Origin of the sequence: Lactobacillus sp. ESL0680 (assembly GCF_029392855.1) — a bacterium.
Classification (GTDB): Bacteria; Bacillota; Bacilli; order Lactobacillales; family Lactobacillaceae; genus Lactobacillus.
On sequence record NZ_CP113945.1, the window covers coordinates 628,605 to 653,704 of the forward strand.

A 25,100-nucleotide genomic window follows, 5' to 3' on the forward strand; every position below is an offset into this window, starting at 1 on the left:
AAAACTAATGTTATTTTTCTGATCCTTTTTCTTCTTTCTTTACTTCTTTTTCGGATACATCCTCTGAAGGGATCAAATTATCCTTTTGGCTTTCAAATTGAATTGAAACTCCCGGATTTTCATTTGAAAGTTTAAAATCTTTTTGTAATTTGTTTTTATCAACATTCTGAGCATCTTCAGAAATGTTGATATTTTTCTTTTCGACCTTATTTGTAAATCTCTTATTTATTTTTTTAGTTTTTTCATCTTTATCCATTGAATTACTAATTGACTTAATAATTTTATCTTTAAGCTTAATGGATTCTTCACTGTTTGAATTAAGCTTGTTTACCGAATCAGCATTCATATTGTTGATTCTTGCCTGTTTTTCTTCAAGATCAAGCTTTCTTTCTCGTTTTCCGTCTTTAGAAAAATATTTAAATACTCCTTGGAATCTTCCTTCAAATCCCATGTTAGAATACTTAACATCACCAAACAAGCAACTCCAAATTATGGGAATTAACCACCAATGTTGTTCAACGAATAATATTATTTGTCCTGGTGATTGAACATATTGTTTTTGAAAGACTTTATCTAAATCGTCTCCCAAAATTTCTTTAAGGGTTAATTGATATTCTAGCCATGAACTTGAACTAATCTTATCTTTTGTGTTTACTCCAATTCTTGCATAAGTTTTTTCTTTATAGCGATATATAGGTGCTATATATGGATTTAATTCATTTCCGTACTTAGTAATGTTGAAAATACTTTGATGAGCACTTTCTATCCATGATAATTTATCAGGAAATTTATTTTTAGGTAATTCTTTTATCCATAAAACTCTGCGTTTTAATTTAAAAGGTGATATAGCATAGTTTGATTCACCATTTTCATCTAAATCTTCAATATGATCTATTTCGTTTTCAAAACAATTAGATACTATAGTACCTATTAAAAATTTTTTAGCTCGATTATAGGGAATAACTATAAAATCTCCAATATTCATGTCTTCTACAAAGTGGTAAACTATACCAGATCTGTATGCACTCCGTTTTAATTCGGAAGCTTGCTCTTTTTTTCGAGTTTTATCTGACATTTTTTCAGATTGAATGCGTTTGTTAAATCGTTCTAAAGCATTTTCTTGAAAAAGCTGTTTGTATCGCTCTCTTAAAGCATCATTCGAACTACGTAATGTTTGTGGAATATCTAATAAAGTACTTAGCAATATTGAATTTGCATCAACTGCAATATAATTGTTTAATTTAAAATCATCATAATACTCAGCTCTACTATTAGCTCTAACAAACCAATACTTAGTATCACTAGGTATATCTAATATGTCATACTCATAATTAATTTTTTCCATTTTTATCCTTTGAAAATATTTATGTTTTCTCTTCCATGTAAATCACAAAATCTTCTAATCCCCTGATACATAAGGGATTTTTCTCTTCCATGTAAATCACGGCTATTTATATTGATAAAATATACTTGTTTTTAAAAATTATAATTTATTAACATTACTTCCCAGTCGATTAATAGTTAAGTTTTCCAGACAGGCTATTAATCGATTTTTTGTTTACAGATTTAATAATTGCTTCTTCTTAACCTCAAATTCTTCCTGGGTAAAGGGGGTATAATATTATTACTGTATTCCTCATGTACGTGAGGGTGATCCTGTTGTAATTAAAACAAATGATGCGGAAAATATAGTATTCCCCATACGTATGGGGTGAGAGGTCGAATAATAGTTTATCTATTGCTCGATTTTTTATTTTTTATATCGAAACTGGTGACCACAATCCATACAAATCATGTCTACCTTTTTAGTTTTTTTACCAGCAAAGCCAGCTAATACACCAATTCCTCCAGTAAGAGCAGTACCGGCTGCTGCTTTACCAACAGAAAAGCTTTTTTTATGTTGACCTAAAACTGATACATTTGTAGATCTACATTTAGGACAACGAATTTTTTTCTGAAATACTGAATTAAGTTAATCTATAGCTTCACTTGCCGTTGCTAAATTTTCTAAAAAACTAGGTTTTCCATCTTTACTTGGTTTTATCAGTCCCATAGTATTGCTCCTTATGAAATATCTTGCCATAGGTTTATTGTCGCTGGCATTATGGACAAATTAGTCTTTTATTTTTGTTCTTAATTTAATACAATTATTAATGAAAGCGCAATATTTATATTAAGGAGATAGAAATGAAAAAAATCAAGTACTTTGCTATTATGCTGCTTATACCAATGATACTTGCTGTTGCAGGCTGCAGTGGCAAGAAAAAAGCTGTTAAATATTATGATTCAGATTTTATTTCTGCATTAGAACAAGGCTTACAAAATAGATGGAATTATACAGATACAATCAAAGATACTTCCAATATAAAACGATCTGAATATACTAAAATGGTTAATGAAGAGCTGAATTCAGTCGAAGACTATAAAAACAAGAAGTTTAAAAATGATAATTTGCATGAAGAAGCTTTGGAGTATATAAATGCTTTACATCAGCAAAAAGCTGCAATTAGTAGTTATAGTGATTCAAGCTTTCCTGTAAAATGGAGTAATAGTTACAATAAGCGTACAGATGTTTTAATTAAAATCAATAAAATTCATAAATTATCTTTTGATTCTAAATATGATAGTTATTGGACTGAAATCACACGGAATGGATCCAGTGTTGAAAATAAAAGTAAAAGAGAACAGCAAATTTCCACATTAATTAAGCATATTAAGTTTAAATTGTCTAAAAACGAAGATGGCTTCAAAACTTATGATGCAAATGTAAAGAATACCACTGATTATAGTTTCAAGACTTTTTTAATTAATGTTAAATTGTTAAACAATAAAGGAGTTGTAGTTGATACTCAACCAGTTAGTGTTGAAAACTGGAGTAAGAAACAAACTAATCAATTAGAATTTGAAACCGATAAAGATTTTAGTAGATATAAAATTGTTAAAGACTTTATAGAATAATAAATTCTAATGCAGATCATCACGATCTGCATTTTTTGTATGAAAATTAATTATTAATAATACCGCTTACTTTAAAATCAAAATAAAAGATCATCGTTATTCCTAAATAAATTCACTACATCATTATACATTCTGTTTGGAATACCATAAGCTTGCATAAATTGGCTGGGTTCTTCATAGCAATCGTACTGCTTAGTGGCATAATCAAAGATTAAATTAAGTGAATAAAGGTCGGCGTGACGTTCCTTAGATGTAAGAGCGGTGCCGCAATAACGTGAAATCCCCTGATCGCCATCAATTAAATGACCGATTTCATGACCAATAATGAAAGGTAACTCAGCTTTATTTTTCCAATTAGTGTTGATAATGATAAGCTTTTTAGTTTTATTAGCAAAAGAACTGTAATCCTCATCAGCTGGAACTAGTAAGTAACCAATATCCTGACTAAAAGCGAAATCGAATAAATATTGTATTAAGTCGTTCATTAAAAATCCTTAAAAACAAAAAAGAGAGAAGAAATTGATTTCTTCTCTCGAGCATAAGCTCATCTAAATATAAGATCACTACGTGATCGACACTCATTCGTGCCTATGCATAAAGAATATCACATGTGATAGGTGAAATCAAATTAGATTATTTAGACTAATCTTTATTTTATGAAGAGCATTATCTGAAATAAGAATTCTATTAACGACACTTCTGTCATAAAAATCAATTAATCTTAATTTACTTATTGTTTTAATGTTATTTACTGCAGCAAAAGTATTTTTATTATGCTTTTTTACTTCGTTACTAAATTTTTTTATTTTATTTGTGGATAAATTTAACTTGATTAATTTTTCATTAAGTTTATCAGTGGCTTCAAAGAGATCAGATACTTTACTTAATGTAGGATAATGATCACTATTTGCATATTTTGCTAGCAGTCCTTTTAAAAAAATCCAGTCTTTTTCATCAACAGCATTAGTCTGCTTGTATTTTTTACTCATTTTTTGCAAAGCAGTAGATTGAGTAATAATATTTATTTCTTCCTTTGTTGCTTTTGGGCCGCCTTTTAAAATATTTGGCAATTCACTTAATTCTTTTGAAACTGATTTTAATTCGTTAGAGGTAGATTTTCTAGAAGCAAATACAGCTTCTTGCATTCTATTTGTAAGTTCCTTACCAAGACTTACATAAGAACTGTGCAGTTTAGAAGACAAAGGTACAACTGTTAAAACAGTTTTATATTTATCATCTTTTTTATTTAAAACTACAGCAAAATGTGGACCACAAAGTTCTTGACCAATAGAGGTACCAAAGTTAACTAAAACTATTTCTCCAGGAATGTACTTTCTATAATACCTGGGTGTAGTTTTATTTACTTCATTTTGAAGTTGATAAGCATAGAAAGAAACCCATGATGGTAGATGTTTAATTTTAAAATTATCAATATCACTGTAATACAGTTTTAAAAAATGCTGAATCTTTTTTTCTTTATCTATCATTTTATCTATCTCTTTCTACCATGTTGAATATCAGAATCCATTAAATGCTTTATGATGTCTAGATAATCATCTGGTATAGGACGACCACGGTAAGACAGCAATTCATCGTTTTCGATGTCTACAGCATGATGGTTCTTCGAAACAGGCGAGGGGTCATCAGTATTACCTAGCAGGTAATCTGTAGATGTATGAAGAACTTTAGCCACCTTTTGCAGGTTATCGCTAGTTGGCGTTTGCGTTTTCCAACGATAAATTGAGTTTGTGCCTATTCCAGCTTGTTCGTTCACTTTCGCTAAAGTTAAATGTTGCTGTTTAGTTAATTTTTTTATTCGCTCGAATGTATTCATATCAAGGTTTCTCCAATCCTTGACAAAAAATATTTAGCGCAATCACTAAAAACATGTTGACTATTTAGCGAAAACGCGTTTTAATATATTTGTCAACGAAATTACTAACGTTTTTAAGTAAACAAAAAAGTGTTAAGAATTGCATGGGGATGCGTCTTAGTTGCTTTCTTTGTTACGTTTTTATATTAGTGTTTTCGCTAATAATTGTCAATACGTTTTAGTGATTTATTGACATAATTATTATCAGAATTATTGAAAGGAAGGAGATGGGATTAATGGAAGTAACGTTTAAAGGTACGCCTGATGAAATAAAAAATATGCTCCACATTGAAGATGAGGAGCATATAAGTATACTATCCAAGCCTAAAAATAAAAATATTAAGAATCCGTATTGAAAATATTCTCACGAATAAACTTCCAATTTTCTTTGGAAGCTAGTCCTGAATAATTATTAACTAGTTCACAAATAAAAAGCTCATCATTTCCATCAAAAACTTGGTGAAGATTATCAGTCATTTCATCTGGTGTGTATTCAGAACGTATTAACCATACAGATTCTTGTAATTTTATATAAGCTTTTGAAAATCCTTCAATCAATTTCTTGACGTCAGAATATTTCTGTCCCGGATTATTCAAATCATAAGTAATTATATAAGGCTTATCCATAATTAATCGCCTCCTTTCTAACATGATTATCTCATATATTTAGGAGGCGGTTTCATAAATTAGAAAGGAAGTGAAAAATATGCCAACTGAACAAGTACTAGCTAATGCGAAATTTCAGATTGAACGTGATATCAAGACTGCAATGATTAACAAAGGCTTTACCGTTTCTAGTTTGGCTGAGTTGATCAACAAAAATCGATCAATAGTTAGTCAAGCTATTCATGGCGGAACAACACCACGTGATGTTAAAACGAGGAAGAAAATTTATAAGGTTCTAGGAATGGAGAATTAGAATGCAAGAACTAATTAAAACAACAGTTGATGAAAATGGAAAGATTGCCGTAAGCGGTCGAGAATTGCACAAGTTCTTAGGAATAGAAGCAAGATATAACGATTGGTTTAAACGCATGTGTGGATATGGTTTTGCCGAAAATACTGACTTTATAGCTGTTACTCAAAAAAAGTAACAGCTCAAGGTAACGAAACAACGTATACAGATCACATTATGACTTTGGACATGGCTAAAGAAATTTCAATGATCCAACGTAATGATAAGGGTAAGCAAGCACGTCAGTATTTTGTCCAAGTCGAAAAGAAATACAAGCAAGATCAGATTAATGTACAAGAGCTAAGTCCAAATTTGCAAATGTTTAAAAAGATTTTTGATAGTGCTGCCGAACAACAATTAGCAATCAAAAAGGTTGACCATAAGCTAGACAACATTACCGAAATTGTTAGCTTGAATACGACTGATTGGCGTAAAACAGCACAAAGCCTCATTCATAAAATGGCTAAAACAGAAGGTGGATTTGGAGCTTATCAACAAATTCAATCAGATATTTATAAAGAAACTGATGAACGAGCCGGTTCAAGTTTAAAGACAAGACTTACCAATAAACGCAAAACTATGGCATTAAATGGGGCAAGTAAATCAGCAATTAATCGAACCAACAAATTAGATGTGATTGGTGAAGACAAACGATTACTACAAATTTATATGGCAGTAGTTAAAGACTTCGCAATTAAATATAAAGTTTGGGAAAAAGAATATTAATTAGGAGGAATTTAAAAATGAACTATACAAAAGAAGAATTTGCTAAACGTGATGATGAAATGATGAATGAAATTGATTATTTGCGAAAATTAATCGATTCTGCTGAAAATCAAGACAACAGAACGATAGATGGAACGTGGTATCCCGTATCACATACATGGCGTGAAGTTGCAAAGATAGCACTAAATTTAGCTGATGAAGAAGAATGGATGACACGCTGTGAAAATAAATTGGAAGTAAAAAAAGATGAAAGCACGCAAAAAAATAATCAAACAAATTATTCTTGCACTCAATGCAATAGGAACAAATAGTTTTAGTGATTATCAAAAGGCTGTTCAAGAGTTAGCCAGAATATATGAAACAAGCTGGCAACAAGAAAACTTTAGAATTTTAACTGTAGTTTTTGGAATAGCAGTTCCGCAAACTGAAGACTCGATTTGTAAAATTCCTAAAAAGCAAGTTGATAAATTAGCAATCTTTATTATTAAAAATTTAGACAGGAAGTGAACTAACATGCAAATCCCAGTAACTAAAGAAGAACGCAAGGCAGAATTTATCGAATTTGCCAAAGAATTACATCTGGTTCCTGAAGATGATCTGATGGGTAAAACAATTGGTATTGATGAATTTGCCAAGAAATACTGTAAGCCGCATGGTAAGGATTGGGTTAAAGCTAATATTTTGTACAAATTCGAGCCTGATTGGTGCCAAGACATTCATCCGGGAGTAGGACGTGGATTTACCATTTTTGAAAAGCCAGCGGCGAAATGGATGGAAGAACATAGAAAGGAAATTGACTGGAATGCCAATTAGAAAAGAGGTATCAATTATGAAGTTTAATCAAAATCCTAAAATTAAACAGGATAAAGAGGCTGCAGTTAAAGCATTGTTTGCATTGCTAGTAATGAGCATTGTTGAGTTTGCTTTCTATGACGCAAATAGACTTTGGCTGACAAATTTTACACGTTTCTTAGAAGATGTGGGTGCAATTTTATTAGTTGTGGCAATCGGTTTATTTATCAGTGCGGTTTACTTTTTAAAGCGTGACGAAAAATGATGAAGAAACTAAAAGAAAGGCTAGCAAAAAAGCAGTACTACGAGAATCTGGTAATCGCTAGTAACTGCTTTGACGGATATAAATCTGCATTCAGTACCAGTGATTGCAGACACTATTCAGGAGAATTATAACACATGGAAGTAAAAGACGCACTAGGGCAGCGATTAGCTGCTCGCTTAGTAATGGAAGATGAGGTCTTCGAAGATAGTCGCGGTGAGGATTGCTGGATTGCAGAAGACTGGTCAGGCAGGCAATGCAAGATTGGGGAAGAATGTGATTACGAAACCTTTCAAGAATTTGTAATTGCACAGCTTTATACGGCTATGAATACCAATACGATCAAGGAATTCATGGCTCAAGCAGGTTATGAAAATGACCCTAAGGAAATGCTATCAGACCTGCTTTGCGAAGATGACAACGATGAATGGTATCAGGATAAAGCAGAAGAAATATCAGATTCAAGTTTGACGTATATGGGAGATTTATAAAATGAAAGAAAAGCGAATTTTAAGGGCGTCTGATGGTAAGTCAATTAATTTTATTGAAAATGAAATTTATTTTGACTCTGATGAAGCAACACCATTTACAAAAACAAAATTATTTCAAGGCAAGCTTACTTATGATGATTTTTATACTGTTAATTATTTTTTCAGTGAAACTGAAATAAAGCGAAAGATTTGGGATATGGCAATTCCTGTGGAGGACACCGACAATGAATGATTTTAAAGATTGGCTAGACACGACTGAAACAGCAATCAGCGTTTGGCCAGATGAGTTAGTGGCTGCTGCTTTAAAAGAAAATAGAACCTACGCTTCGGCTAAGAGATGGCTGGAAAAACAGAAGCCTAGTCTTGACGGTAACTTTATGGCGTCACCAAGTGAAGCATTCAGGCAGAATGTTGTGAAAGCAATGTTTGAGCAGGCAATTAAAAGCATTACTCAGTTGGCAATGGGACAGGAGGTGCCAGATAATGCCGGCGATTAATTGGAACAAGCAGAAGACGAAGAAGTATCGGTATCTGGTGTATGGCATACCAGGAGTTGGTAAAACGACACTTAGTAGTTTCATGAAGGGCAAAACTTACATGTTGTCACTGGATCAGTCATTTTATCGGATCAAATTCTGGCAAGGCAAAAAGGATATTTGGGTCATTGACCCAGACAAACCGATTGAGGACTTGCAAGATTTTGTTAGCGAGTTCGATCCAAGCAAATATGACAACCTGATTATTGATAATATGAGCAATTTTCAAAAATTATGGTTTGCCGAAAAAGCTAGAGAAACCAAGAATGGGCTAGACAATAAAATGTCGGACTACGGCGAAATTAATAACTACACTATCAGATTTATTTCTAAGGTATTTACTTGGGACTTAAATATCCTAGTTACTGCTTGGGAAAAGCGTGACAAGGTAACCGATACTAATGGGCAAGAATTTGAGCAATACGCGCCTGATTTCAGACCTGATCCGAGAGATTTCTTAATGGGTAACTGTGACGTGGTTGCCCGAATGACGCAGAAACCGAAAACAGGTGAGCGAGGTTTGATTATGCAGTCAGACCCAGGCACCTATGCCAAGAACCGCTTGGATAATCGACCCGGTTGTAGGGCAGAAGAGTTCTTCAATGCTTAAGCTATTTGATTATCAACAGAATTTAGTTAATCAGGCTCGTAACTCGCTGGCAAAGGGCAATCAAAGCGTGCTGATTGTTTCGCCGCCTGGTTCTGGTAAATCTATCGTGATTGCCGAAATCGCTAGATTAACCGCTAAAAAAGGCGGAAGGATTTTATTCTTTGTTCACCGAAAAGAGTTAGTCCAGCAGATTAAGCAAACTTTCATCAGGCAGAGTGTGGACTTATCGCACTGCACAATTGATACGGTAATGCGAGTAAAGAACCGTTTAAAAATACTGCCGAGACCGACGCTGATTATCGTTGACGAGGGACATCATAGTCGAGCTAAGAGTTATCAAGCAATCTTTGATTACTTCTCTAAGGTACCAAGATTGGGCTTCACGGCAACACCGTGGCGATTATCTGGACAAGGCTTCAATGATATTTATTCGGATATGGTTGAAGGGCCTTCAGTTGACTGGTTGATTAAGCATCAGCACCTAGCACCGTATGTCATGTATGGCAAGTCACTAGGTAATCTGGATAAATTAAAAATCGGCTCAACTGGCGACTATACTAGTAAATCGGTTGAGGAATTTGAGAAGTCAGTCATTCATGGCGATATTATTAAATCCTGGCAAAAATTTGCCCAGGATAGAAAAACGATTGTTTACAGTTTTAGCATTAATTTTTCAAAACAGGTGGCTAAAGAATTCAACAAAGCTGGAATAAGTGCAATTCACGTTGATTCTAAGACACCCACAGCTCAGAGAGAGCAGATCATGGCTGATTTTAAAACTGGAAAAATCAAGGTGCTATGTAACGTCGATTTAGTCAGTGAAGGTTTTGACGTTCCAGATTGTAGTTGTGTAGTGATGCTCAGACCGACAAAGTCATTGGTGCTGTATCTGCAGCAATCAATGCGAGCGATGCGGTATCAGCCAGGAAAGAAGGCTGTGATTATTGACCAAGTTAGTAATTTCGCTGAGTTTGGTTTACCCGATGATGACCGAGAGTGGAGTTTGCAAGGGCATAGCAAACGGCAGACGCAAGAAAATACAGTCATGATTAAGGAATGTCCGCAGTGCTATGCAGTAATTAAAGCTGGTTCAGTTAGCTGTCCGTACTGCGATTATGATTTTTCTGAAGAAATCGAACGTGCTAGAAAAATTGAAATCGAAAAACAAGAAAAGCTGCAGCGGATTAAACGAGAGGAAGCCTTCAAGGTTAATTACATTCTGACTAAGAAAGTCAGCGAGCTTAATACGATGGAAGAATTGAAAGGCTACCAAAAAGCTAAAGGATATAAGCCTGGTTGGGTATATCACATGGCTAAATTAAAAGGATTATTAAAATGATGGATTTGAAACAATTTAACTCAAAAGAACTATTAACCGAATTAACCAAACGGGGCTATTTAAAAGAAATAAATGTTATGTCATATTCCGATTATGAACTTAATTTGCGGGCCAAATATGGTGCAAAGCCAATTAATACCGACGATGTAACATCAATTTTTATCATGGAGGAACACAACTAATGTCATTTTTAAACGTAGATCATAAGAAAGCAGAAGATACTAATAACTTATTCCCTAAAGGGGTATATGAAATGATGACGTATGAGGTGAAGATGGACGCGTCAAAAGGCGGGCATCAGTGCATGAGGTTCAATTTTATTGTTAGAAAGGACCTTGATAAAGCACTGCCTGATACCAATGCGAAGGGGCATGGACGTCATTATTGGGCTAATGTTTGGACTGCTAAAGATGAAAATGGTGACGATTCAGGTCAATTTAAGCAAAGCGACTTACAGAATATTGCTAAGGCTTACGGCATTCCAGACGGTACTGAAATTAAGTCGGAAGATGACTTTATGAAAATGCTGGTTGGTAAAACTATTCGGATTTATATCAATCTTGGCGACCATGAGTACCAAGGTACAAAGAGCAAGCAGAATAGTACGTTCACCAATAGCTGGCAGCCGACTAAGTTCCCGTTAAAAGGCGCACCTCAAGACCCGTTTGCAGGTTCAGGTGACACAGTTGATATTGACGACAATAATTTACCGTTTTAACGAAAGGAGCGGACAGTTATGGCAGCATTTACGAATATATATCTTAAAACAGAATATCAAGGTCGATTAACTGTTCAAGGTTCTGTTGATTCTATTTTAAAAGAAATTGAACGCAGTAAAACAGGATTTATAAAAGTTACGCATAATGGTACCAACTATGAATGGATAGCAATTGATACTATTGGAAAAATGGAAAATTTACACAATTAACAGGTAATCTATCATGCAGTTTAATTACGCAAATATCCCGAAAGAACTTCGGGACTTAAAACAGTGGGGCGATTTCGAACTAAAATTCGTGCCCGCAAGACATAAAAATACTAAGATACCGATTAATCCTTTTGACGGCACTAACGGCAAATCAAATGATCCAGCTACCTGGTCAGACTTCGCTACGGCTTATCAATCGTTATCAAATATTCCCAGAGCCAAAGGTTTAGCCTTTTACTTTACTGGTGGTTATGTGGGGCTAGACATTGACGATATCGAGGACGATTTAGAAACCTGGGAGCAAGGCAACCGTGATGAAAATAATCTGATTGTTAAGTTTCAGAAACTAACTCACGATACTTACATGGAAGTGAGCCAGTCTGGTAAGGGCATTCATGCGATTTTTAAAGGCAAAATCCCAGGCAGGCATCGGCGCAAGGGCCATTTCGAAATGTACCAATCAGGCAGGTTCTTCGCCTTAACTGGTAATACGATTGGCAAGCCCAATCCAGTTATTCAGACCCTATCTGATAAAGATATGCAGGTACTTTACGAAGCAATCTTTGGTCCCGACAAAGTAAGTCCACAGCTTACGCAAGCGACTGGCAGTGTTGATTTATCAGTCAGTGAGATTATTTCTAAGGCTGAATCAAATAGCCGTTCTGGCGAACGGTTCAAGTTATTCATGAATGGCGGCTGGGATAAATTCTATCTGTCACATTCCGAAGCTGACATGGCATTTGCCAATGATTTAGCCTTCTGGACTGGTAGAGATTTCAAGAAAATGGATACCATTTTCCGAAACAGTTCACTAATTCGTGATAAGTGGGACCGCAAGACTGGTGCTAGTACCTATGGTGCGATTACGCTGCAAAAGGCGATTGACGATTGCACAAATGTTTACGGTAGTTCAGAAACCGTTGATAGCAACGATTCACGTTTTGCTTGGAATAAAAAATCAACCAAGCCTAAAGAACAGCGCAGTTTTGATGATATGGGTATGGCTGACCGTTTTATCGATATGTATGGTCACGACCGTTTTCGCTACTTAACTGGCGATAAAAAATGGTTCTATTACGACAACAATGTTTGGCGGCCAGACGGTTCAGGTATGTTAGGCAAAGCAATTGATGTGGTGGTCGATTCACTAAAAAAGGAACGACCGCAAATTCTTGCTGGTACTGATGATAAGGTTCAAAAATCAATCTTGCGTGAGTGGCAAAAGTTCAAACATCATGAACGGTTAAGCAAAGGTCATAGTGATTTAACGACTATGCTTAAGCACCGTTTAACTGTCACTCATGAAGACTGGGACCATGATGATTATTATCTAAATACTCCCAGTGGTTATGTAAATTTACGGGACGGTCAATTGCACGACCATCAGCCAGAATTAATGTTTAGTCATATTACCAGTGTTGAATTTACGGATAACATTGACTGTCCTGAATGGCTTGATTTTTTAGACCAAATATTCCAAGGTGACAAAGCTTTGATGTATTTCGTACAAAAAGCTCTCGGTTATTCCCTAATCGGAACTACCAGAGAGCAGATTATGTTTATTCTATTTGGTAATGGTCGTAATGGTAAATCAGTGTTTCTGAATACAATCCAATATATCTTAGGCAGTTATGTTAAGACAATGGACGTATCAGCGATTATGAGTAAGCAAGTTAATTCAGGACCAACGCCAGAGTTAGCAAGATTACAGACGGCCAGAATGGTTATTACATCTGAAGCTAACGAAGGCAATCGGCTAAATGAAGGTTTGGTTAAGCAAATGACTGGTGGCGATACGATAACAGCAAGATTTAACTTTGGTGATGTGTTCGAATTCAAACCCAAGTTTACAATTTGGATGGCCACGAACCATAAGCCAATCATCCGTGGCACTGATATGGGTATCTGGCGCAGGTTAGCGTTAATACCGTTTGATTACACGGTACCGAAAAATCAGGTTGACCCGAACCTTGAAAGCAAGCTGAGAGCAGAGAGCCGCGGGATTTTAAACTGGATGGTTGAAGGCGCAATTCTCTATTTAGTTGAAGGCTTGAAACAGCCCCAAGCTGTGATTGACGCTTCAGCGGAGTATCGCAGTGAGATGGATGTCTTAGCAGCATTTATTGAAGAGCAATGCGAAACTAGCGACGATTATCATGAGAAATCAACAACGCTATTTGAAGCTTATGTTGAGTGGGCTAAAGGGACAAATAATTACTCAAGGATGTCGAACAATAAATTTGGTCGGGAAATGAGTAATAGATTTACTAAAAAACATACGATGAACGGAGCAGAGTATTTTGGTGTTCATCTAAAAGGTGATTCAAGATTTTCTTGGAATGAAAAAGAAATGCAAGGAACTTTATATCCGAAATGATGGATTTTGACAGAATTATGATGGATTGGAATTAAATCCGTCATGCAAATAATGCCTTAACTATGCGGTTTCAAGAAATATTATGACGGATTGACGGATTTTTATTCTAAAGAATAAAAATAAAAAAAGAATAAAAAATATATATAAAGAATAGGATTTTGGCTAAATCCGTCATGTAAAATTGCTCTAATCGTTGTGGGAGTAAGTTGAATTAGCTATGACGGATCCGTCATATTCCATCATAATCCGTCATGCAGGTATATACCAATTAAGGAGAGATTATGATTAAAAATGAAAAAGTAATTGTATGTGATCAATGCAAAAGAATTTTAACAAAAGATTGGACTTTGAAAATAATTGCATATCAAAATAAACACTTCTGCAATGATGATTGTCTTTTAGATTATTTGGAAGATACAAAGAAAATTAAGAGCTTATTAACGTTAGAAATAATTAATCAAAGAGGCAAATAATAATGAACGGTAAAACTTTGGAATTTAATGGCGATATCAAGGATTTCAAAACTAAGGACGGAACAGTAACGATTTCGCTTACTGCTTCGGCTGAAAATATTTCATTAGATGAGCTAAATGAAATAGCACAAGGTATGGGACTGAAAGTCAACCTTGAAGCTAGACAACAGGAATTAATCAATGACTCCGAAGAAGCTGATGGACAGACCAAGTTAGAAATAGTTAGTGATGAGGATGAACAGGATTAGAAGCAAGGAATTAAACATGCAAGAAGCAACTGAAAAAAATATTTATCGCAATATTAATGGCGAGTATCTTGAAATTGTGCCGCTTTATGTCGACACGGAATTATTTTATGGGATTTTAAACTTAAATAAGCAGGAAGTTATTGCAACTTTTGCTAATTTGAAATCCGTACAAAGTGTCTGTGAGCGGTATGAGCCTGTAAAACTGGGTATCTATTTGATGGAGAAGAATAATGGATAAAAAAATAATTACTAAACTTAACGAATTACAGAACAAAGCGATTGTGGTTGGTACTAATATGGAACTTAGTGAGAATGCTAATGCACATCAATTGTTAAGCGACTTGGTGTCTGATGTTGTTGATGATACGAATGAAATTTTAGGCTTATTAAATAAGGATAAGGCATAGCGATGAGTGAAGGCGAACATTGCAGTGTATGCGGAAGGTTAATTGATTTAAGTGCTATTAGAAAAGGCACAATGATATTTTGCAGCCAGAATTGCTTGGATAGATACAATAGAGCTTTTGATAAAGCTGCGGAAGAGTTGGAAAATTATATTTTAAACAGCGTGAAATAGTTAAGGAGACAAAACTATGAGTGAAGAAAAAAGAATTATTGAACATAACGGATATTTTCTTTACCAGCAGAAGACAAACCAAAAATGGTACTTCGGTACTAGTGAGGATAGTAACGGAACTTTTGAAGATAATGAGCCAACTCCAATTTCTAAATCTGATTTAAAAGATATAATGTTTTTGGATTTTGATGGAAATACTAATAACTTAATTTCACTTATTGGAATAAATAGGCTATGGAACAAGTACGGTAAACCTGTTCCAGAAAAGAAATGGTATGTAAAAGTGCCACATACTTATCCAAGCTCGTGGTATCAAATAGGTCAATGCAATGATTCTACAATGATTATTACAAATATCGAATGTGTACCTAATGACTCATTTAAGTTCACCGATTCTGAAATCAAAAAATACCATCTTGAAGATTGCGAGAAGGTGCCAGCTGATGACTGATGTTATTAAGCAAGCATACGACCAAGGCATTATTACTAAAGCAACAACAGAGCATGACATACAGAACAATATTCGCAAGCTGTTTTCATTCTGTGGGTTCCTTACTTTCCGTGCAAATGTTGGCAAGGTTTTAATGCAAAACGGGCGTTGGTTTGATACAGGACTGCCAAAGGGATTTCCTGATTTATTCGGGTATGACAACCTAAATAAGCCATTCTTTATTGAAGTAAAATCTAAGACTGGCAAACCTAGACTGGAACAAATTCAGTTTCATAAGATGCTTACTGAACGTGGCATTTGTCACGGTATTGCTCGCAGTCCTGAAGAAGCAATTGCAATCGTGAAAGGAGATTTAATCGGGTATGGATACTAATTTAATAGTCCGTTTAAATGATGGGAGGACATCTTATCAAGTTAAGGAAACAATGGATGAATTCCGTAAAGCAGTTTATGAATGCGATGAGAATACTTTTATCCTGTTAACTGATGTTTCCTTAGGTAAGGTTTTAATCAATATTTCCAACATCGTTTCGGTGACAAATTATGACAATTCCTTATGACTTGATTCATGAAATTGAAGCAAAATATGGCACGCTGAATATTCCCGATAGTAATCCGTTAATGATTGAATTGCATCATGAGACAGGTGCTAAAGTTCGTAAACAACGCAATCCTAGAAAAGTCTGCCCGTATAAATATAAATCGCATTATTACGACGATCAGATTGTCCAGTTGATTAAAGATGGTTATTCAATTGGCGAAACAACAAGTATAGCTGGGCATGCACGGCAGACAGTTAATTTAATTATTGACCACTATCATTTAAGGCTGCGGTTGCCATTCATTTATCAATATCAGGACGTTTACTTGTCTAGTCTGTCTAATCTTGCATATTGGGGAATTAAGGCACGGTCAACTGAATCTGCTAAACGTAGAACACATGGCGAAATTATGGTTAAGAAATTCCATTGGTGTGATATTTCAATCGGTGGTAAATACATGATAAACGGCAATGATACAGAAATTTTTGTAAAGTGACGAAAGGATCGAGCGTGTGGAGAATTTAGATTTAGGCTTAAATATTAATCAAAAAGAAACAGCCAATCGAGTACGTATCTTTTTTAAGTATACTTTCCCTAATTATTTAATTAAGGCTGGGTTACATCGTACTGACTTGAAAAGTCCACAGCTTGATCCGACAGGTGTAGCAGTTCATGGTCGAAATAGTGCGGAAATAAGAATGACCCAAATTTTTGATATGCAGGATAAATGTAGAGCTGTTTATCAAGCAATAGATCATTGCTCAGATAGTCAAAATCAGCCTTTTAGAACGATTTTAAAAGCATTATATATAGATGAACTAAAAGATTGGCAAGTCGCTGACAAGGTTAAATATAGTGATTCTCGCTATGGAGATTTAAAGCGATATGCCTGTTGTCAATTTGCCGATACTATTGAAACTTGGAAGGTTGTTTATGATGTAGATATACCTGACCTAAAAATTGTAAATCGGTGCAATATCGGTGCAGAATCGGGGTCAAGTCGGGGTTAACAGGTGCTATATTAGTATTGTCGAAAGATTAGGCAGCGGAAAATATCTGAGTTTTTGACACCAGTTTTAACGGAGCATTTCCTCCTGTATATTGGTTAGCGGTGACGGTCTCTTATATAGGTTCGATTCCTATGGCCGCTGTAGTCCGTGATGACGGTAAACTAATTTTATTCATCTCATAAAAAATCTAGCTTTATTAGCTAGATTTTTGTATTATTGCAGTGAGGTGAATAAGGATGGACGATATAACTGGATGGCAAAATTGTAGTAGAATTAATTCGTATTCATATAAGTGCGGATATTGTGGAAATAAAGTTGGAAGTGATAAAGGATATTGTAATGCATTCTCAAATGATGTGTGTATTTATATTTGCCCTTTATGCAGTAAACCTACATACGTTGAGTTTGGAGATATGGTGCCTGGTCCAACATATGGAAGACAAATTAATAACTTACCTAAAGATGTTGAAGATATATACGGTGAAGCACGTAATTCTTATAAAGTAGGCGCGTATACTGGTGTAGTTCTACTTTGCAGAAAATTGTTGGCTAATGTAGCAATTGGTTTTGGCGCAAAAGAGAATAAACCTTTCGGCTTCTACGTTGATTATTTAGTTGACAATAATTATGTAGCTAAAAATAATAAGCAATGGGTTGATAAAATAAGAACAGAAGGCAATTCTGCTACCCATGATAAGATTTCTAAAACTAAAGAAGAGGCAAAAACAATATTAAATTTTACTCAAATGTTATTAATAACTAACTATGAATTTTTAGAAGAAGTAGATAATAAATAAAAATAATTATGTATTTAAGGACGACTTGAAAGTCGTCTTTTTGTTTGGAGAAAAATAGATGAACATTATAAGAACAGATAAAGGTGAAAGCAAAAATAACATCAATATTATTATGTTAAAGCCGGGAGACATTGTTAGCTCAAGTTATGCTAATGGCTTAAATATTAGTTTTTTTATTATTTCGGTTAGTTATCCAATTGGTAAAAGTTGCGAAGACGGCGAAGAATATTATAGTGCCGTCAATTTAAGTACAGGCGAAGCAATTATCAAGGAAAAAGGTCTTATTAAGTTTTGCAATAAAATCAATAAAGCACTATTAAATTTGAAAAAGGTTACGTCTGAAATTCAGATTGTAAGTGATAAATAGTTTAAAGGGCGGACATAATATCCGTCTTTTTTTATGCAGAAAGAAGGTGATAGGGCATGAGATTGACGGTAAAACAGCAGAAGTTTGTGGATGAATACATTAAGTCGGGAAACGCTACGGACGCAGCAATTAAAGCGGGTTATTCGAAACGGACAGCTTACTCAATTGGACAAGAAAACCTGAAGAAAGTTGAAATTGCTAATTATTTAGAAAAACGAATGAAAGAAATATCTGATAGTAAAGTTGCCGATCAGCAGGAAATACTTGAGTATTTGTCATCGGTCATGCGAGGCGAACAAACAGAAGATGTGGCTACTGCAAAAGGTATTTTCAAAGATGTTAAAGTTGGTGCTAGAGATAGGATTAAAGCAGCTGAATTGCTCGGCAAGCGGTCAGCGATGTGGACAGAGAAGCGTGAGGTTAACGCAAAGATAGCAAGCCCAGTACAGATTATTGATGATGTGCCAGACAAAGAACCGAGTGAAGACGATGACAGTTAGGTTAACCAACTTAATTGCACCGTCTTTTTATTCTGTTTACCAAGACGTAAAGCAACATAAATATGCTAATTATTGGCTAAAAGGAGGGCGTGGTTCAACCAAGTCCTCTTTTGTTTCGCTCGTAATTATTCTAGGCATGATGCAAGATCCAGAAGCTAACGCGGTAGTTATCCGTAAGGTTGCTGCAACGCTGCGTGATTCCGTTTTTGACCAATACCTTTGGGCAATTGACAAGCTAGGCGTTGCTGATTACTGGGCAAGTTCAACCAGTCCAATGCAACTGACATACTTGCCAACCGGCCAGCAGATACGCTTCAAGGGTGCTGATAAGCCACAGAAGATTAAGTCACAGAAGTTTAGACATGGCTACACAAAGTTTAAGCATTTCGAAGAAATATCTGACTTTAAAGGTATGGAAGAAATACGTAACATCAACCAATCACTCAATCGCGGTGGTTCTGGCATTGTTACGTTCAGCTCTTACAATCCACCAGCTTCACAGCGCAATTGGGTTAACGAAGCTACTGAACAACAGAGCTTACGTTCTGATACGCTAGTGCATTCGTCAGATTACCGTTCAGTCCCTAAAGAATGGCTGGGTAAAGAGTTTATCGCGGATGCTGAACAGTTAAAGCATGACAACGAAAAAGCCTATCAGCACGAGTATTTAGGTGAAGTCACAGGTACGGGTGCCGAAGTCTTTGACAATCTTACTATCCGAGTTATTACTCAACAAGAACGCAATAACTTTGAAAGTATTTATCATGGTATGGACTTTGGTTTTACCAATGATCCGACTGCTTACGTTGATATTGCTTATGAGCCGAATAGGCGACGTATATTATTAATTAATGAAATTTATCAGCGCCGGTTAATGAACAATGAAGCAACTGAAAGGATTAAACAAACCGGTATAGGTCATGGGCTAATTTCAGCTGATGCAGCCGAGCCTAATACGATTGCTGAATTGCGCAGGTTAGGACTTAACGTTGTTGGTGCACCAAAAGGCAAAGGCAGTCGTGAATTTACTTATAAATGGCTGCAAGGACTTAGCGAAATTGTCATTGATCCTGTGACTTGTCCGAATGCTGCCAGAGAATTTAAGGGCTATGAATACGAGCGTGATGGCATGGATAACTTGATTGAAAATTACCCTGATGGCGATGACCATACAATTGATGCGGTTAGATATGGAATGCGTAGACAAATGGTGAAGGGAGGTTTCGTACCATGGAAATAAAAGCGATGCAGGAATTGCTAAAAGCTAAATCAAAAGAAATAGCGAGTTTTACTAACAATTATGAGAAATCGTTACGCTATTACAAGACTCAGAATGACATTACTAATAAGAATAATGGCAAATCTAAGACGAATAAAGACGGTAAGGACGAGCCGCTAAGACATGCGGATAATCGTGTCAGTTCCAATTTCCACCAGCTACTTGTTAATCAAGAAGCTGGTTATGTAGCTACAGTGGCACCACAGATTGATGTAGGCAGTCAGCAGGATAGTAATAGAGTAAGTGATGTGTTAGGCGATAACTTCAATTTGACGCTCAATCAGTTAGTAATTGATGCAGCAAATGCCGGTATTGCATGGCTGCATTATTGGATTGATGAAGATGGTAATTTCAGGTATGGCGTGATTGAACCTAGTCAAATAACACCAATTTGGTCAACTGAACTTAATCGTAAGTTGCTGGCAGTATTGCGTAGCTATCGTCAGTTTGACGAAGAAAAAGGTGAATACTTTAATGTTCATGAATATTGGACAGATAAAGAGTGCCAAGCTTTTAAACAAACGAATGGTACTGATAAGTATGAACTGGAACCGTATAACTGTTTTACTAGCTATGACATGACAGCTGGCTATGAAACTGGTCAAAGTAATGTGTATAAGCATGACTTGGGTCGTGTTCCGTTTATTGCGTTTCCTAAAAATAAGTTTGAGCAGCCAGACCTTTTAAAGTATAAAGGTTTGATTGATGCCTATGACGATATTTACAACGGCTTTATTAATGATTTAGACGATGTACAGGAAGTTATTCTCGTGCTGACTAACTATGGTGGTGAAGACGTTGACAAGTTTGAAAATGATTTAAAAATACATAAAGCTATTAAGTTAGACAATATAGGGACTGGTGACAAATCAGGCGTTGATAAGTTAACGATTGACATTCCAACTGAAGCTCGAGATGATGCGCTGAAGATTACACGTGAAGACATTTTTCTATATGGTCAGGGTGTTGACCCTAGCAAGTTTGAATCAACTAATGCCAGCGGCGTGGCTATCAAAATGCTGTATTCACACTTGGAGATGAAGGCAGCGAATACTGAAACGCATTTCAGAGATGCAATTAATGAGCTGGTTCGAGCAATCATGAACTATCTGCATTTATTTAATCCAGAAGGGCGTAAAATCACGCAGACATGGACGAGAACACAGGTAGAAGATGACTTAACCCAAGCGCAAACAATCGCTCAGTTGGCTAATTACACGTCAAAGGAAACAATTGCGAAGAATAATCCGTTAGTCGAAGACTGGCAGCAAGAGTTGAAAGATCAGAAGCAAGATATTTCAGCAGGTGATCCGTATACTACCGATGATGAGCATGATAAGCCTGGTAAATTAAACGGTGGTCCAGATGACGACAAGGAAAACTAGAAATTACTGGAAGAACCGGCAACTTGAGTTAAAGCAGCGTCAACTAGATAACGCAACAAGCTATGAAGCAGCGTTGCGTAGTCGAATGAAGATGCTGTTTAATGAAATTAAAAAAGAAACTGACAAATTCCTGGCACGTTATGCAGCAAATAATGACATTGATGTGCCTAGTGCAAGAAAGTTACTAGCTCACATCAATACGACTAACTGGCAAATGACACTCAAGGAGTTTGAGGAAAAAGCTAAGGCAGGCGGCTTTGATAAAGAGCTGGATAATGAGTATTTCAAGAGCAGGATTGCTCGTTTACAGGACATTAACCAACAGTTGCAAGAATTAGGCGGTAAGTTTGCCGATAAAGAGTCTGACAATATGGAAACTGCGTTGGAAAATCAGTTTCAAGACACGTATCTGCATCAAAATTATAATTGGCAGGATTCGCACAATAGACTCGGCATTGATTTTACACATTTTAACGAGACGCAATTGAAGCAGATTGCAAATCAGCCCTGGCAAGGCAGCAATTTTTCTAAAAGAATTTGGAAGAATTACCATGATGTTTTGCCTGACCAACTGACAGATGCTCTATTAAGAGGGACACTGCTTGGCTATTCTGCTGATCGAGTTACAAGAATGCTCAAGGATCGATTTGCGGATGTCACTAGAAATCAGGTCCATCGGTTAGTTGTTACAGAAATGGGACACGCTGCTGAGAACGCCACGGCAGAGTTCTATGAAGATTCTAAAATTGAACAGTACGAATACATGGCCACACTTGAATCACATACCTGTGATGTGTGTGGTTATTTAGATGGCAAGATTTTTAACGTCAAAGATAGAATTGACGGTGAAAATTACCCATTAATTCATCCGTATTGTCGTTGCACAACCGTACCATATGATAATACCCTACCAGACATTGAAACACGTTGGATGCGTGATCCAGAAACGGGCAAAGGCAAGCTCGTAAATAATATGAGCTTCAGTGAGTGGAAGAAGCTGTATGTTGATAACATTGATACTAAAATTTAAAGTCATGCGGTCAGAATGGAACCAAAGAAAAATGGTAAATATGAATGGAAAGAACTTAATGCGGAGGCGTATAATAAGCATGTAATGGATACACCAGAATTTAATAATTATGTTAAAGGACGAAAAAATCCAGTAAGCGAATTAACGATATCAGCTGAACAAGCGCAAAAATTAATTGATAAGTACGGACATGAGCCTAATTCTAAAAATAGAGGCGCATTTAAGTTTAAGTCTGATAATTATATTGGGTATTGGGCTGATGTTGACGGTAATAAGCATCCTACGAAGAATGGTCGTGTTTCATGCAGTAAAAAGCATGGTGCTCACATTACTCCACAAAGGCCAGATTATTTAAAATAAGGGAGGCTAGTTATGAAGATTGATGGTATGAGTTTTATTGATATTCTTAATAATTTCAGAGCTAGAAACGTTGACTTCAAATTTAAAGACGGTACTGAAAGAACGATATTTGTTAATGAAATTGAAAATGAAGAAGACGATCAACCTGGAACAATTTTTATGGCAGATGATCCTAAAGATGATGTACGGCTATCTGATGTAGTTAGTGCAAAAGTACTTGATTGAGGGAAGATATGGCTAAAGATGATTATTTTGTAATTATGTACATGCTGCTTAAGCGGCTATATGATTACCTCAAACAGGGAAAGTTTATTTCGAATCAAGAATTAGAAGAAATTGGCAGTCAATACAATCAACAGTATTGGGCTTATATTTTGTTTAACATGTCAGACCAAGGTTATATCACTGGCATTATACCAATTAAAGCGTTAGGCGGAACAGGTATTAAATATGATAATGTGCAGATTACTCCTGCAGGTATTGAATACTTATTCAGCAATTCAATGATGGAGCGTGTTAAAAGAACGTTGAAAGATATTAAAGGAATTATTCCTGGAATGTAGCATTCAGAATTATCTGAGTGCTTTTTGTTTGCCCTGAGCATGGCGTAAAAAGGCTTATTTTTTATACCCTTGCGAGAAGTCAACTCGTAAAAAGATGTTAAAGGAGCAGAAAATGAAAAGAGAAGATTTAGAAAAGTTAGGTTTGAGTGGAGATGTAATTGACAAAGTCATAATAATGCATGGTGAAGATGTTAATGCTATCAAGGCTAAGTCTACTGAACTTGAGGAAACCAATAAATCATTAACTGAACAGATTGCCAATCGTGACAAGGACTTGAAAAAGCTGCAGAAACAAGTCAAAGACAACGATGACGTTTCTGACCAGTTAAAGGATTTGCAAGCACAATACAAACAGGACACAGCCAAGCTTAATGAGCAATTAAGTCAGACTAAGTTAAACAATGCAATTGACCAGTCTTTGACGCAAAGTAAAGTACGCAATACTAAGGCTGCCAAAGCATTACTTAACATGGATAACATCAAGCTTGATGAGCAGGGCAATTTGATTGGCTTAGATGAACAGGTAAAAGGGCTTAAGCAGTCTGATGCTTATTTGTTTGATGAGGGCAGTAAGCAGCCATACACACCTGCAAATGGCCAGCCAACTGGTAATGATGAAACTCAAACTATGACAAATATATTTACGAAAGGATTGGTAAATAACGATGACAACAATTAATTTTGCTGAACAATATCAGCAAGCAATTCAAGACTCGTTCTACAATATGGACGGTGTTTTATATTCAAGAGATCTGTGGAACTCACCATCAAATTCAATGATTAAATTCGATGGCGCAAAGCACATTAAACTGCCTAAGCTCACTATTCTCTCTGGTCGTAAGGATCGGCAACGGCGCACAATTACTGGTTTTAGCACCAACTATTCAAATGATTGGGAAAGCTATGAATTAACTAATGAACGTTATTGGCAAACGCTTGTAGATCCGCTTGATGTTGATGAAACTAACTATGTTGTTTCGATTGCTAACATTACTAAGCAATTCAATTTGACGCAAAAGATGCCGGAACAAGACAGATTTATGTTTAGTCGGCTATATAGTCAAAAGAATGACTTAGATAGTGGCAAAGGCATCACTACTGATACGCTTGATGAGAATAATATCCTAGAAGCATTTGACAATATGATGCTGGACTTTGATGAAGCACGTGTACCGGCTCAAAATAGAGTGCTTTACATTACACCTAAAATGAATGCAGTTTTGAAACGTGCAGTAGCTAAGAATCGAACAATGGCAGTTGATGCTAATAATCCACAAAGAACGGTTTATAGCATTGACGCAGTAAAGATTGTGGTTGTTCCGGCTGATTTAATGCAAACCGAATTTGATTTTAGTGATGGTTCAAAGACAATTGATGATTCTAAACAAATTGATATGTTCTTAATTTACAATGGTATCCAAATTGCACCTGAGAAATATTCATTTGCTGGTTTTGATGCACCAAGTGCAGCTAATTCAGGTAATTACTTGTACTATGAAGAGTCATACAATGATGTTCTTCTATTACAAACTAAGACAGCTGGAATTGAGTTCGTTGTTTCTGATAAGCCTGCAGCTTCTGCTCCGTCAGCTCCGCAAACTGAAGATGTTGGACCAGAGCAAGATACACCAGTAAGTAAGGCAACCAAATCTACGAAGTCTAGTAAATAGC

41 protein-coding genes and 1 pseudogene are annotated in these 25,100 nt (G+C 35.8%); 36 read left to right on the forward strand and 6 right to left on the reverse strand.

Annotated elements, in window-relative coordinates; genetic code table 11:
- Nucleotides 1-10: 10 nt before the first annotated feature.
- Together OZX58_RS03085 and OZX58_RS03090 are read right to left on the reverse strand one after the other, a co-directional pair.
- On the reverse strand, nucleotides 11-1,345 hold the full coding sequence (locus tag OZX58_RS03085; RefSeq protein ID WP_277141421.1) for a hypothetical protein: 1,335 nt from the start codon (nucleotides 1,343-1,345) through the stop codon (nucleotides 11-13).
- A 405-nt stretch (nucleotides 1,346-1,750) separates the two neighbouring features.
- Nucleotides 1,751-1,948: an LITAF-like zinc ribbon domain-containing protein gene (locus OZX58_RS03090; protein ID WP_277141729.1), complete on the reverse strand. Its 198-nt coding sequence runs from the start codon at nucleotides 1,946-1,948 to the stop codon at nucleotides 1,751-1,753.
- Between the two features lie 239 nt (nucleotides 1,949-2,187).
- Between OZX58_RS03090 and OZX58_RS03095 the strand changes: the two genes are divergently transcribed.
- Entirely contained in the window at nucleotides 2,188-2,958 is a 771-nt protein-coding gene (locus OZX58_RS03095) for an FxLYD domain-containing protein (RefSeq protein WP_277141422.1), read from the forward strand.
- Between the two features lie 77 nt (nucleotides 2,959-3,035).
- Here the strand turns inward: OZX58_RS03095 and OZX58_RS03100 are convergent, their stop codons facing one another.
- The 4 genes from OZX58_RS03100 to OZX58_RS03115 all read right to left on the reverse strand — a co-directional run bounded on the left by OZX58_RS03100 (nucleotide 3,036) and on the right by OZX58_RS03115 (nucleotide 5,458).
- Nucleotides 3,036-3,443 carry a M48 family metalloprotease gene (locus OZX58_RS03100; RefSeq protein ID WP_277141423.1) on the reverse strand — a complete coding sequence of 136 codons (408 nt, stop codon included), beginning with the start codon at nucleotides 3,441-3,443 and terminating at the stop codon, nucleotides 3,036-3,038.
- Between the two features lie 138 nt (nucleotides 3,444-3,581).
- Entirely contained in the window at nucleotides 3,582-4,445 is an 864-nt protein-coding gene (locus OZX58_RS03105; protein ID WP_277141424.1) for a type II toxin-antitoxin system PemK/MazF family toxin, read from the reverse strand.
- A 5-nt stretch (nucleotides 4,446-4,450) separates the two neighbouring features.
- Nucleotides 4,451-4,792: a helix-turn-helix transcriptional regulator gene (locus tag OZX58_RS03110; RefSeq protein WP_277141425.1), complete on the reverse strand. Its 342-nt coding sequence runs from the start codon at nucleotides 4,790-4,792 to the stop codon at nucleotides 4,451-4,453.
- A 378-nt stretch (nucleotides 4,793-5,170) separates the two neighbouring features.
- The gene (locus OZX58_RS03115; RefSeq protein ID WP_277141426.1) at nucleotides 5,171-5,458 is read right to left on the reverse strand and encodes a hypothetical protein; all 288 of its coding nucleotides are present in this window, start codon (nucleotides 5,456-5,458) and stop codon (nucleotides 5,171-5,173) included.
- A gap of 79 nt (nucleotides 5,459-5,537) precedes the next feature.
- On the opposite strand from OZX58_RS03115, the gene OZX58_RS03120 reads away from it, so the two are divergent.
- The 35 genes and pseudogenes from OZX58_RS03120 to OZX58_RS03290 all read left to right on the forward strand — a co-directional run bounded on the left by OZX58_RS03120 (nucleotide 5,538) and on the right by OZX58_RS03290 (nucleotide 25,099).
- Nucleotides 5,538-5,750 carry a transcriptional regulator gene (locus OZX58_RS03120; protein ID WP_277141427.1) on the forward strand — a complete coding sequence of 71 codons (213 nt, stop codon included), beginning with the start codon at nucleotides 5,538-5,540 and terminating at the stop codon, nucleotides 5,748-5,750.
- Nucleotide 5,751: 1 nt separating this feature from the next.
- Nucleotides 5,752-6,512 (forward strand): annotated as a pseudogene (locus OZX58_RS03125) (antA/AntB antirepressor family protein).
- 17 nt (nucleotides 6,513-6,529) lie between these two features.
- A complete protein-coding gene (locus OZX58_RS03130; RefSeq protein ID WP_277141428.1) occupies nucleotides 6,530-6,823 on the forward strand; it encodes a hypothetical protein in 294 nt (97 codons plus the stop codon).
- Entirely contained in the window at nucleotides 6,759-7,019 is a 261-nt protein-coding gene (locus OZX58_RS03135) for a hypothetical protein (protein WP_277141429.1), read from the forward strand. Before OZX58_RS03130 ends, OZX58_RS03135 begins: the two co-directional genes overlap by 65 nt.
- Before the next feature lie 6 nt (nucleotides 7,020-7,025).
- Nucleotides 7,026-7,325, forward strand: a complete 300-nt coding sequence (locus OZX58_RS03140; RefSeq protein WP_277141430.1) for a hypothetical protein — start codon at nucleotides 7,026-7,028, stop codon at nucleotides 7,323-7,325.
- Nucleotides 7,326-7,341: 16 nt separating this feature from the next.
- A complete protein-coding gene (locus tag OZX58_RS03145) occupies nucleotides 7,342-7,569 on the forward strand; it encodes a hypothetical protein (protein WP_277141431.1) in 228 nt (75 codons plus the stop codon).
- 134 nt (nucleotides 7,570-7,703) lie between these two features.
- Entirely contained in the window at nucleotides 7,704-8,057 is a 354-nt protein-coding gene (locus tag OZX58_RS03150; protein ID WP_277141432.1) for a hypothetical protein, read from the forward strand.
- A gap of 1 nt (nucleotide 8,058) precedes the next feature.
- Nucleotides 8,059-8,289, forward strand: a complete 231-nt coding sequence (locus OZX58_RS03155) for a hypothetical protein (RefSeq protein WP_277141433.1) — start codon at nucleotides 8,059-8,061, stop codon at nucleotides 8,287-8,289.
- Nucleotides 8,282-8,554, forward strand: coding sequence for a hypothetical protein (locus OZX58_RS03160; protein WP_277141434.1), 273 nt, complete (start codon nucleotides 8,282-8,284; stop codon nucleotides 8,552-8,554). The genes OZX58_RS03155 and OZX58_RS03160 overlap by 8 nt, the downstream gene beginning before the upstream one ends.
- Nucleotides 8,541-9,203 (forward strand): AAA family ATPase, encoded by a 663-nt coding sequence (locus OZX58_RS03165; protein WP_277141435.1) that lies wholly within the window; start codon nucleotides 8,541-8,543, stop codon nucleotides 9,201-9,203. Before OZX58_RS03160 ends, OZX58_RS03165 begins: the two co-directional genes overlap by 14 nt.
- A complete protein-coding gene (locus tag OZX58_RS03170) occupies nucleotides 9,196-10,542 on the forward strand; it encodes a DEAD/DEAH box helicase family protein (protein WP_277141436.1) in 1,347 nt (448 codons plus the stop codon). The genes OZX58_RS03165 and OZX58_RS03170 overlap by 8 nt, the downstream gene beginning before the upstream one ends.
- Nucleotides 10,539-10,724, forward strand: coding sequence for a hypothetical protein (locus tag OZX58_RS03175; RefSeq protein WP_277141437.1), 186 nt, complete (start codon nucleotides 10,539-10,541; stop codon nucleotides 10,722-10,724). Before OZX58_RS03170 ends, OZX58_RS03175 begins: the two co-directional genes overlap by 4 nt.
- Complete coding sequence (locus tag OZX58_RS03180) at nucleotides 10,724-11,260, forward strand: DUF669 domain-containing protein (RefSeq protein WP_277141438.1); 537 nt, start codon at nucleotides 10,724-10,726, stop codon at nucleotides 11,258-11,260. Before OZX58_RS03175 ends, OZX58_RS03180 begins: the two co-directional genes overlap by 1 nt.
- 18 nt (nucleotides 11,261-11,278) lie before the next feature.
- On the forward strand, nucleotides 11,279-11,470 hold the full coding sequence (locus tag OZX58_RS03185) for a hypothetical protein (RefSeq protein WP_277141439.1): 192 nt from the start codon (nucleotides 11,279-11,281) through the stop codon (nucleotides 11,468-11,470).
- Nucleotides 11,471-11,483: 13 nt separating this feature from the next.
- A complete protein-coding gene (locus OZX58_RS03190; protein WP_277141440.1) occupies nucleotides 11,484-13,847 on the forward strand; it encodes a phage/plasmid primase, P4 family in 2,364 nt (787 codons plus the stop codon).
- A 281-nt stretch (nucleotides 13,848-14,128) separates the two neighbouring features.
- A complete protein-coding gene (locus OZX58_RS03195) occupies nucleotides 14,129-14,320 on the forward strand; it encodes a hypothetical protein (protein WP_277141441.1) in 192 nt (63 codons plus the stop codon).
- 2 nt (nucleotides 14,321-14,322) lie between these two features.
- The gene (locus OZX58_RS03200) at nucleotides 14,323-14,568 is read left to right on the forward strand and encodes a hypothetical protein (RefSeq protein WP_277141442.1); all 246 of its coding nucleotides are present in this window, start codon (nucleotides 14,323-14,325) and stop codon (nucleotides 14,566-14,568) included.
- A gap of 16 nt (nucleotides 14,569-14,584) precedes the next feature.
- Nucleotides 14,585-14,806, forward strand: a complete 222-nt coding sequence (locus OZX58_RS03205) for a hypothetical protein (protein WP_277141443.1) — start codon at nucleotides 14,585-14,587, stop codon at nucleotides 14,804-14,806.
- Nucleotides 14,799-14,975 carry a hypothetical protein gene (locus OZX58_RS03210; protein WP_277141444.1) on the forward strand — a complete coding sequence of 59 codons (177 nt, stop codon included), beginning with the start codon at nucleotides 14,799-14,801 and terminating at the stop codon, nucleotides 14,973-14,975. The genes OZX58_RS03205 and OZX58_RS03210 overlap by 8 nt, the downstream gene beginning before the upstream one ends.
- Nucleotides 14,976-14,977: 2 nt before the next feature.
- Nucleotides 14,978-15,145 (forward strand): hypothetical protein, encoded by a 168-nt coding sequence (locus tag OZX58_RS03215; RefSeq protein WP_277141445.1) that lies wholly within the window; start codon nucleotides 14,978-14,980, stop codon nucleotides 15,143-15,145.
- Between the two features lie 16 nt (nucleotides 15,146-15,161).
- Nucleotides 15,162-15,596, forward strand: a complete 435-nt coding sequence (locus OZX58_RS03220) for a hypothetical protein (RefSeq protein ID WP_277141446.1) — start codon at nucleotides 15,162-15,164, stop codon at nucleotides 15,594-15,596.
- The gene (locus OZX58_RS03225) at nucleotides 15,589-15,969 is read left to right on the forward strand and encodes a VRR-NUC domain-containing protein (protein WP_277141447.1); all 381 of its coding nucleotides are present in this window, start codon (nucleotides 15,589-15,591) and stop codon (nucleotides 15,967-15,969) included. The genes OZX58_RS03220 and OZX58_RS03225 overlap by 8 nt, the downstream gene beginning before the upstream one ends.
- A gap of 170 nt (nucleotides 15,970-16,139) precedes the next feature.
- The gene (locus OZX58_RS03230) at nucleotides 16,140-16,634 is read left to right on the forward strand and encodes a hypothetical protein (protein WP_277141448.1); all 495 of its coding nucleotides are present in this window, start codon (nucleotides 16,140-16,142) and stop codon (nucleotides 16,632-16,634) included.
- A gap of 16 nt (nucleotides 16,635-16,650) precedes the next feature.
- Nucleotides 16,651-17,148 (forward strand): ArpU family phage packaging/lysis transcriptional regulator, encoded by a 498-nt coding sequence (locus tag OZX58_RS03235; protein ID WP_277141449.1) that lies wholly within the window; start codon nucleotides 16,651-16,653, stop codon nucleotides 17,146-17,148.
- A 236-nt stretch (nucleotides 17,149-17,384) separates the two neighbouring features.
- Nucleotides 17,385-17,945, forward strand: a complete 561-nt coding sequence (locus OZX58_RS03240; RefSeq protein ID WP_277141450.1) for a DUF4145 domain-containing protein — start codon at nucleotides 17,385-17,387, stop codon at nucleotides 17,943-17,945.
- 58 nt (nucleotides 17,946-18,003) lie between these two features.
- On the forward strand, nucleotides 18,004-18,312 hold the full coding sequence (locus OZX58_RS03245; protein ID WP_277141451.1) for a hypothetical protein: 309 nt from the start codon (nucleotides 18,004-18,006) through the stop codon (nucleotides 18,310-18,312).
- Nucleotides 18,313-18,368: 56 nt separating this feature from the next.
- Nucleotides 18,369-18,812, forward strand: a complete 444-nt coding sequence (locus OZX58_RS03250) for a terminase small subunit (protein WP_277141452.1) — start codon at nucleotides 18,369-18,371, stop codon at nucleotides 18,810-18,812.
- The gene (locus OZX58_RS03255; RefSeq protein WP_277141453.1) at nucleotides 18,802-20,052 is read left to right on the forward strand and encodes a PBSX family phage terminase large subunit; all 1,251 of its coding nucleotides are present in this window, start codon (nucleotides 18,802-18,804) and stop codon (nucleotides 20,050-20,052) included. Before OZX58_RS03250 ends, OZX58_RS03255 begins: the two co-directional genes overlap by 11 nt.
- Nucleotides 20,043-21,476: a phage portal protein gene (locus OZX58_RS03260; protein WP_277141454.1), complete on the forward strand. Its 1,434-nt coding sequence runs from the start codon at nucleotides 20,043-20,045 to the stop codon at nucleotides 21,474-21,476. The genes OZX58_RS03255 and OZX58_RS03260 overlap by 10 nt, the downstream gene beginning before the upstream one ends.
- Nucleotides 21,457-22,506, forward strand: coding sequence for a minor capsid protein (locus tag OZX58_RS03265; RefSeq protein ID WP_277141455.1), 1,050 nt, complete (start codon nucleotides 21,457-21,459; stop codon nucleotides 22,504-22,506). The genes OZX58_RS03260 and OZX58_RS03265 overlap by 20 nt, the downstream gene beginning before the upstream one ends.
- Before the next feature lie 15 nt (nucleotides 22,507-22,521).
- On the forward strand, nucleotides 22,522-22,866 hold the full coding sequence (locus OZX58_RS03270; RefSeq protein ID WP_277141456.1) for a polymorphic toxin type 50 domain-containing protein: 345 nt from the start codon (nucleotides 22,522-22,524) through the stop codon (nucleotides 22,864-22,866).
- Between the two features lie 12 nt (nucleotides 22,867-22,878).
- Complete coding sequence (locus OZX58_RS03275; protein ID WP_277141457.1) at nucleotides 22,879-23,091, forward strand: hypothetical protein; 213 nt, start codon at nucleotides 22,879-22,881, stop codon at nucleotides 23,089-23,091.
- Nucleotides 23,092-23,099: 8 nt separating this feature from the next.
- Entirely contained in the window at nucleotides 23,100-23,429 is a 330-nt protein-coding gene (locus tag OZX58_RS03280) for a YjcQ family protein (RefSeq protein WP_277141458.1), read from the forward strand.
- Between the two features lie 112 nt (nucleotides 23,430-23,541).
- Nucleotides 23,542-24,108: a phage scaffolding protein gene (locus OZX58_RS03285; RefSeq protein ID WP_277141459.1), complete on the forward strand. Its 567-nt coding sequence runs from the start codon at nucleotides 23,542-23,544 to the stop codon at nucleotides 24,106-24,108.
- The gene (locus OZX58_RS03290) at nucleotides 24,095-25,099 is read left to right on the forward strand and encodes a capsid protein (RefSeq protein ID WP_277141460.1); all 1,005 of its coding nucleotides are present in this window, start codon (nucleotides 24,095-24,097) and stop codon (nucleotides 25,097-25,099) included. The genes OZX58_RS03285 and OZX58_RS03290 overlap by 14 nt, the downstream gene beginning before the upstream one ends.
- Nucleotide 25,100: the final 1 nt, after the last annotated feature.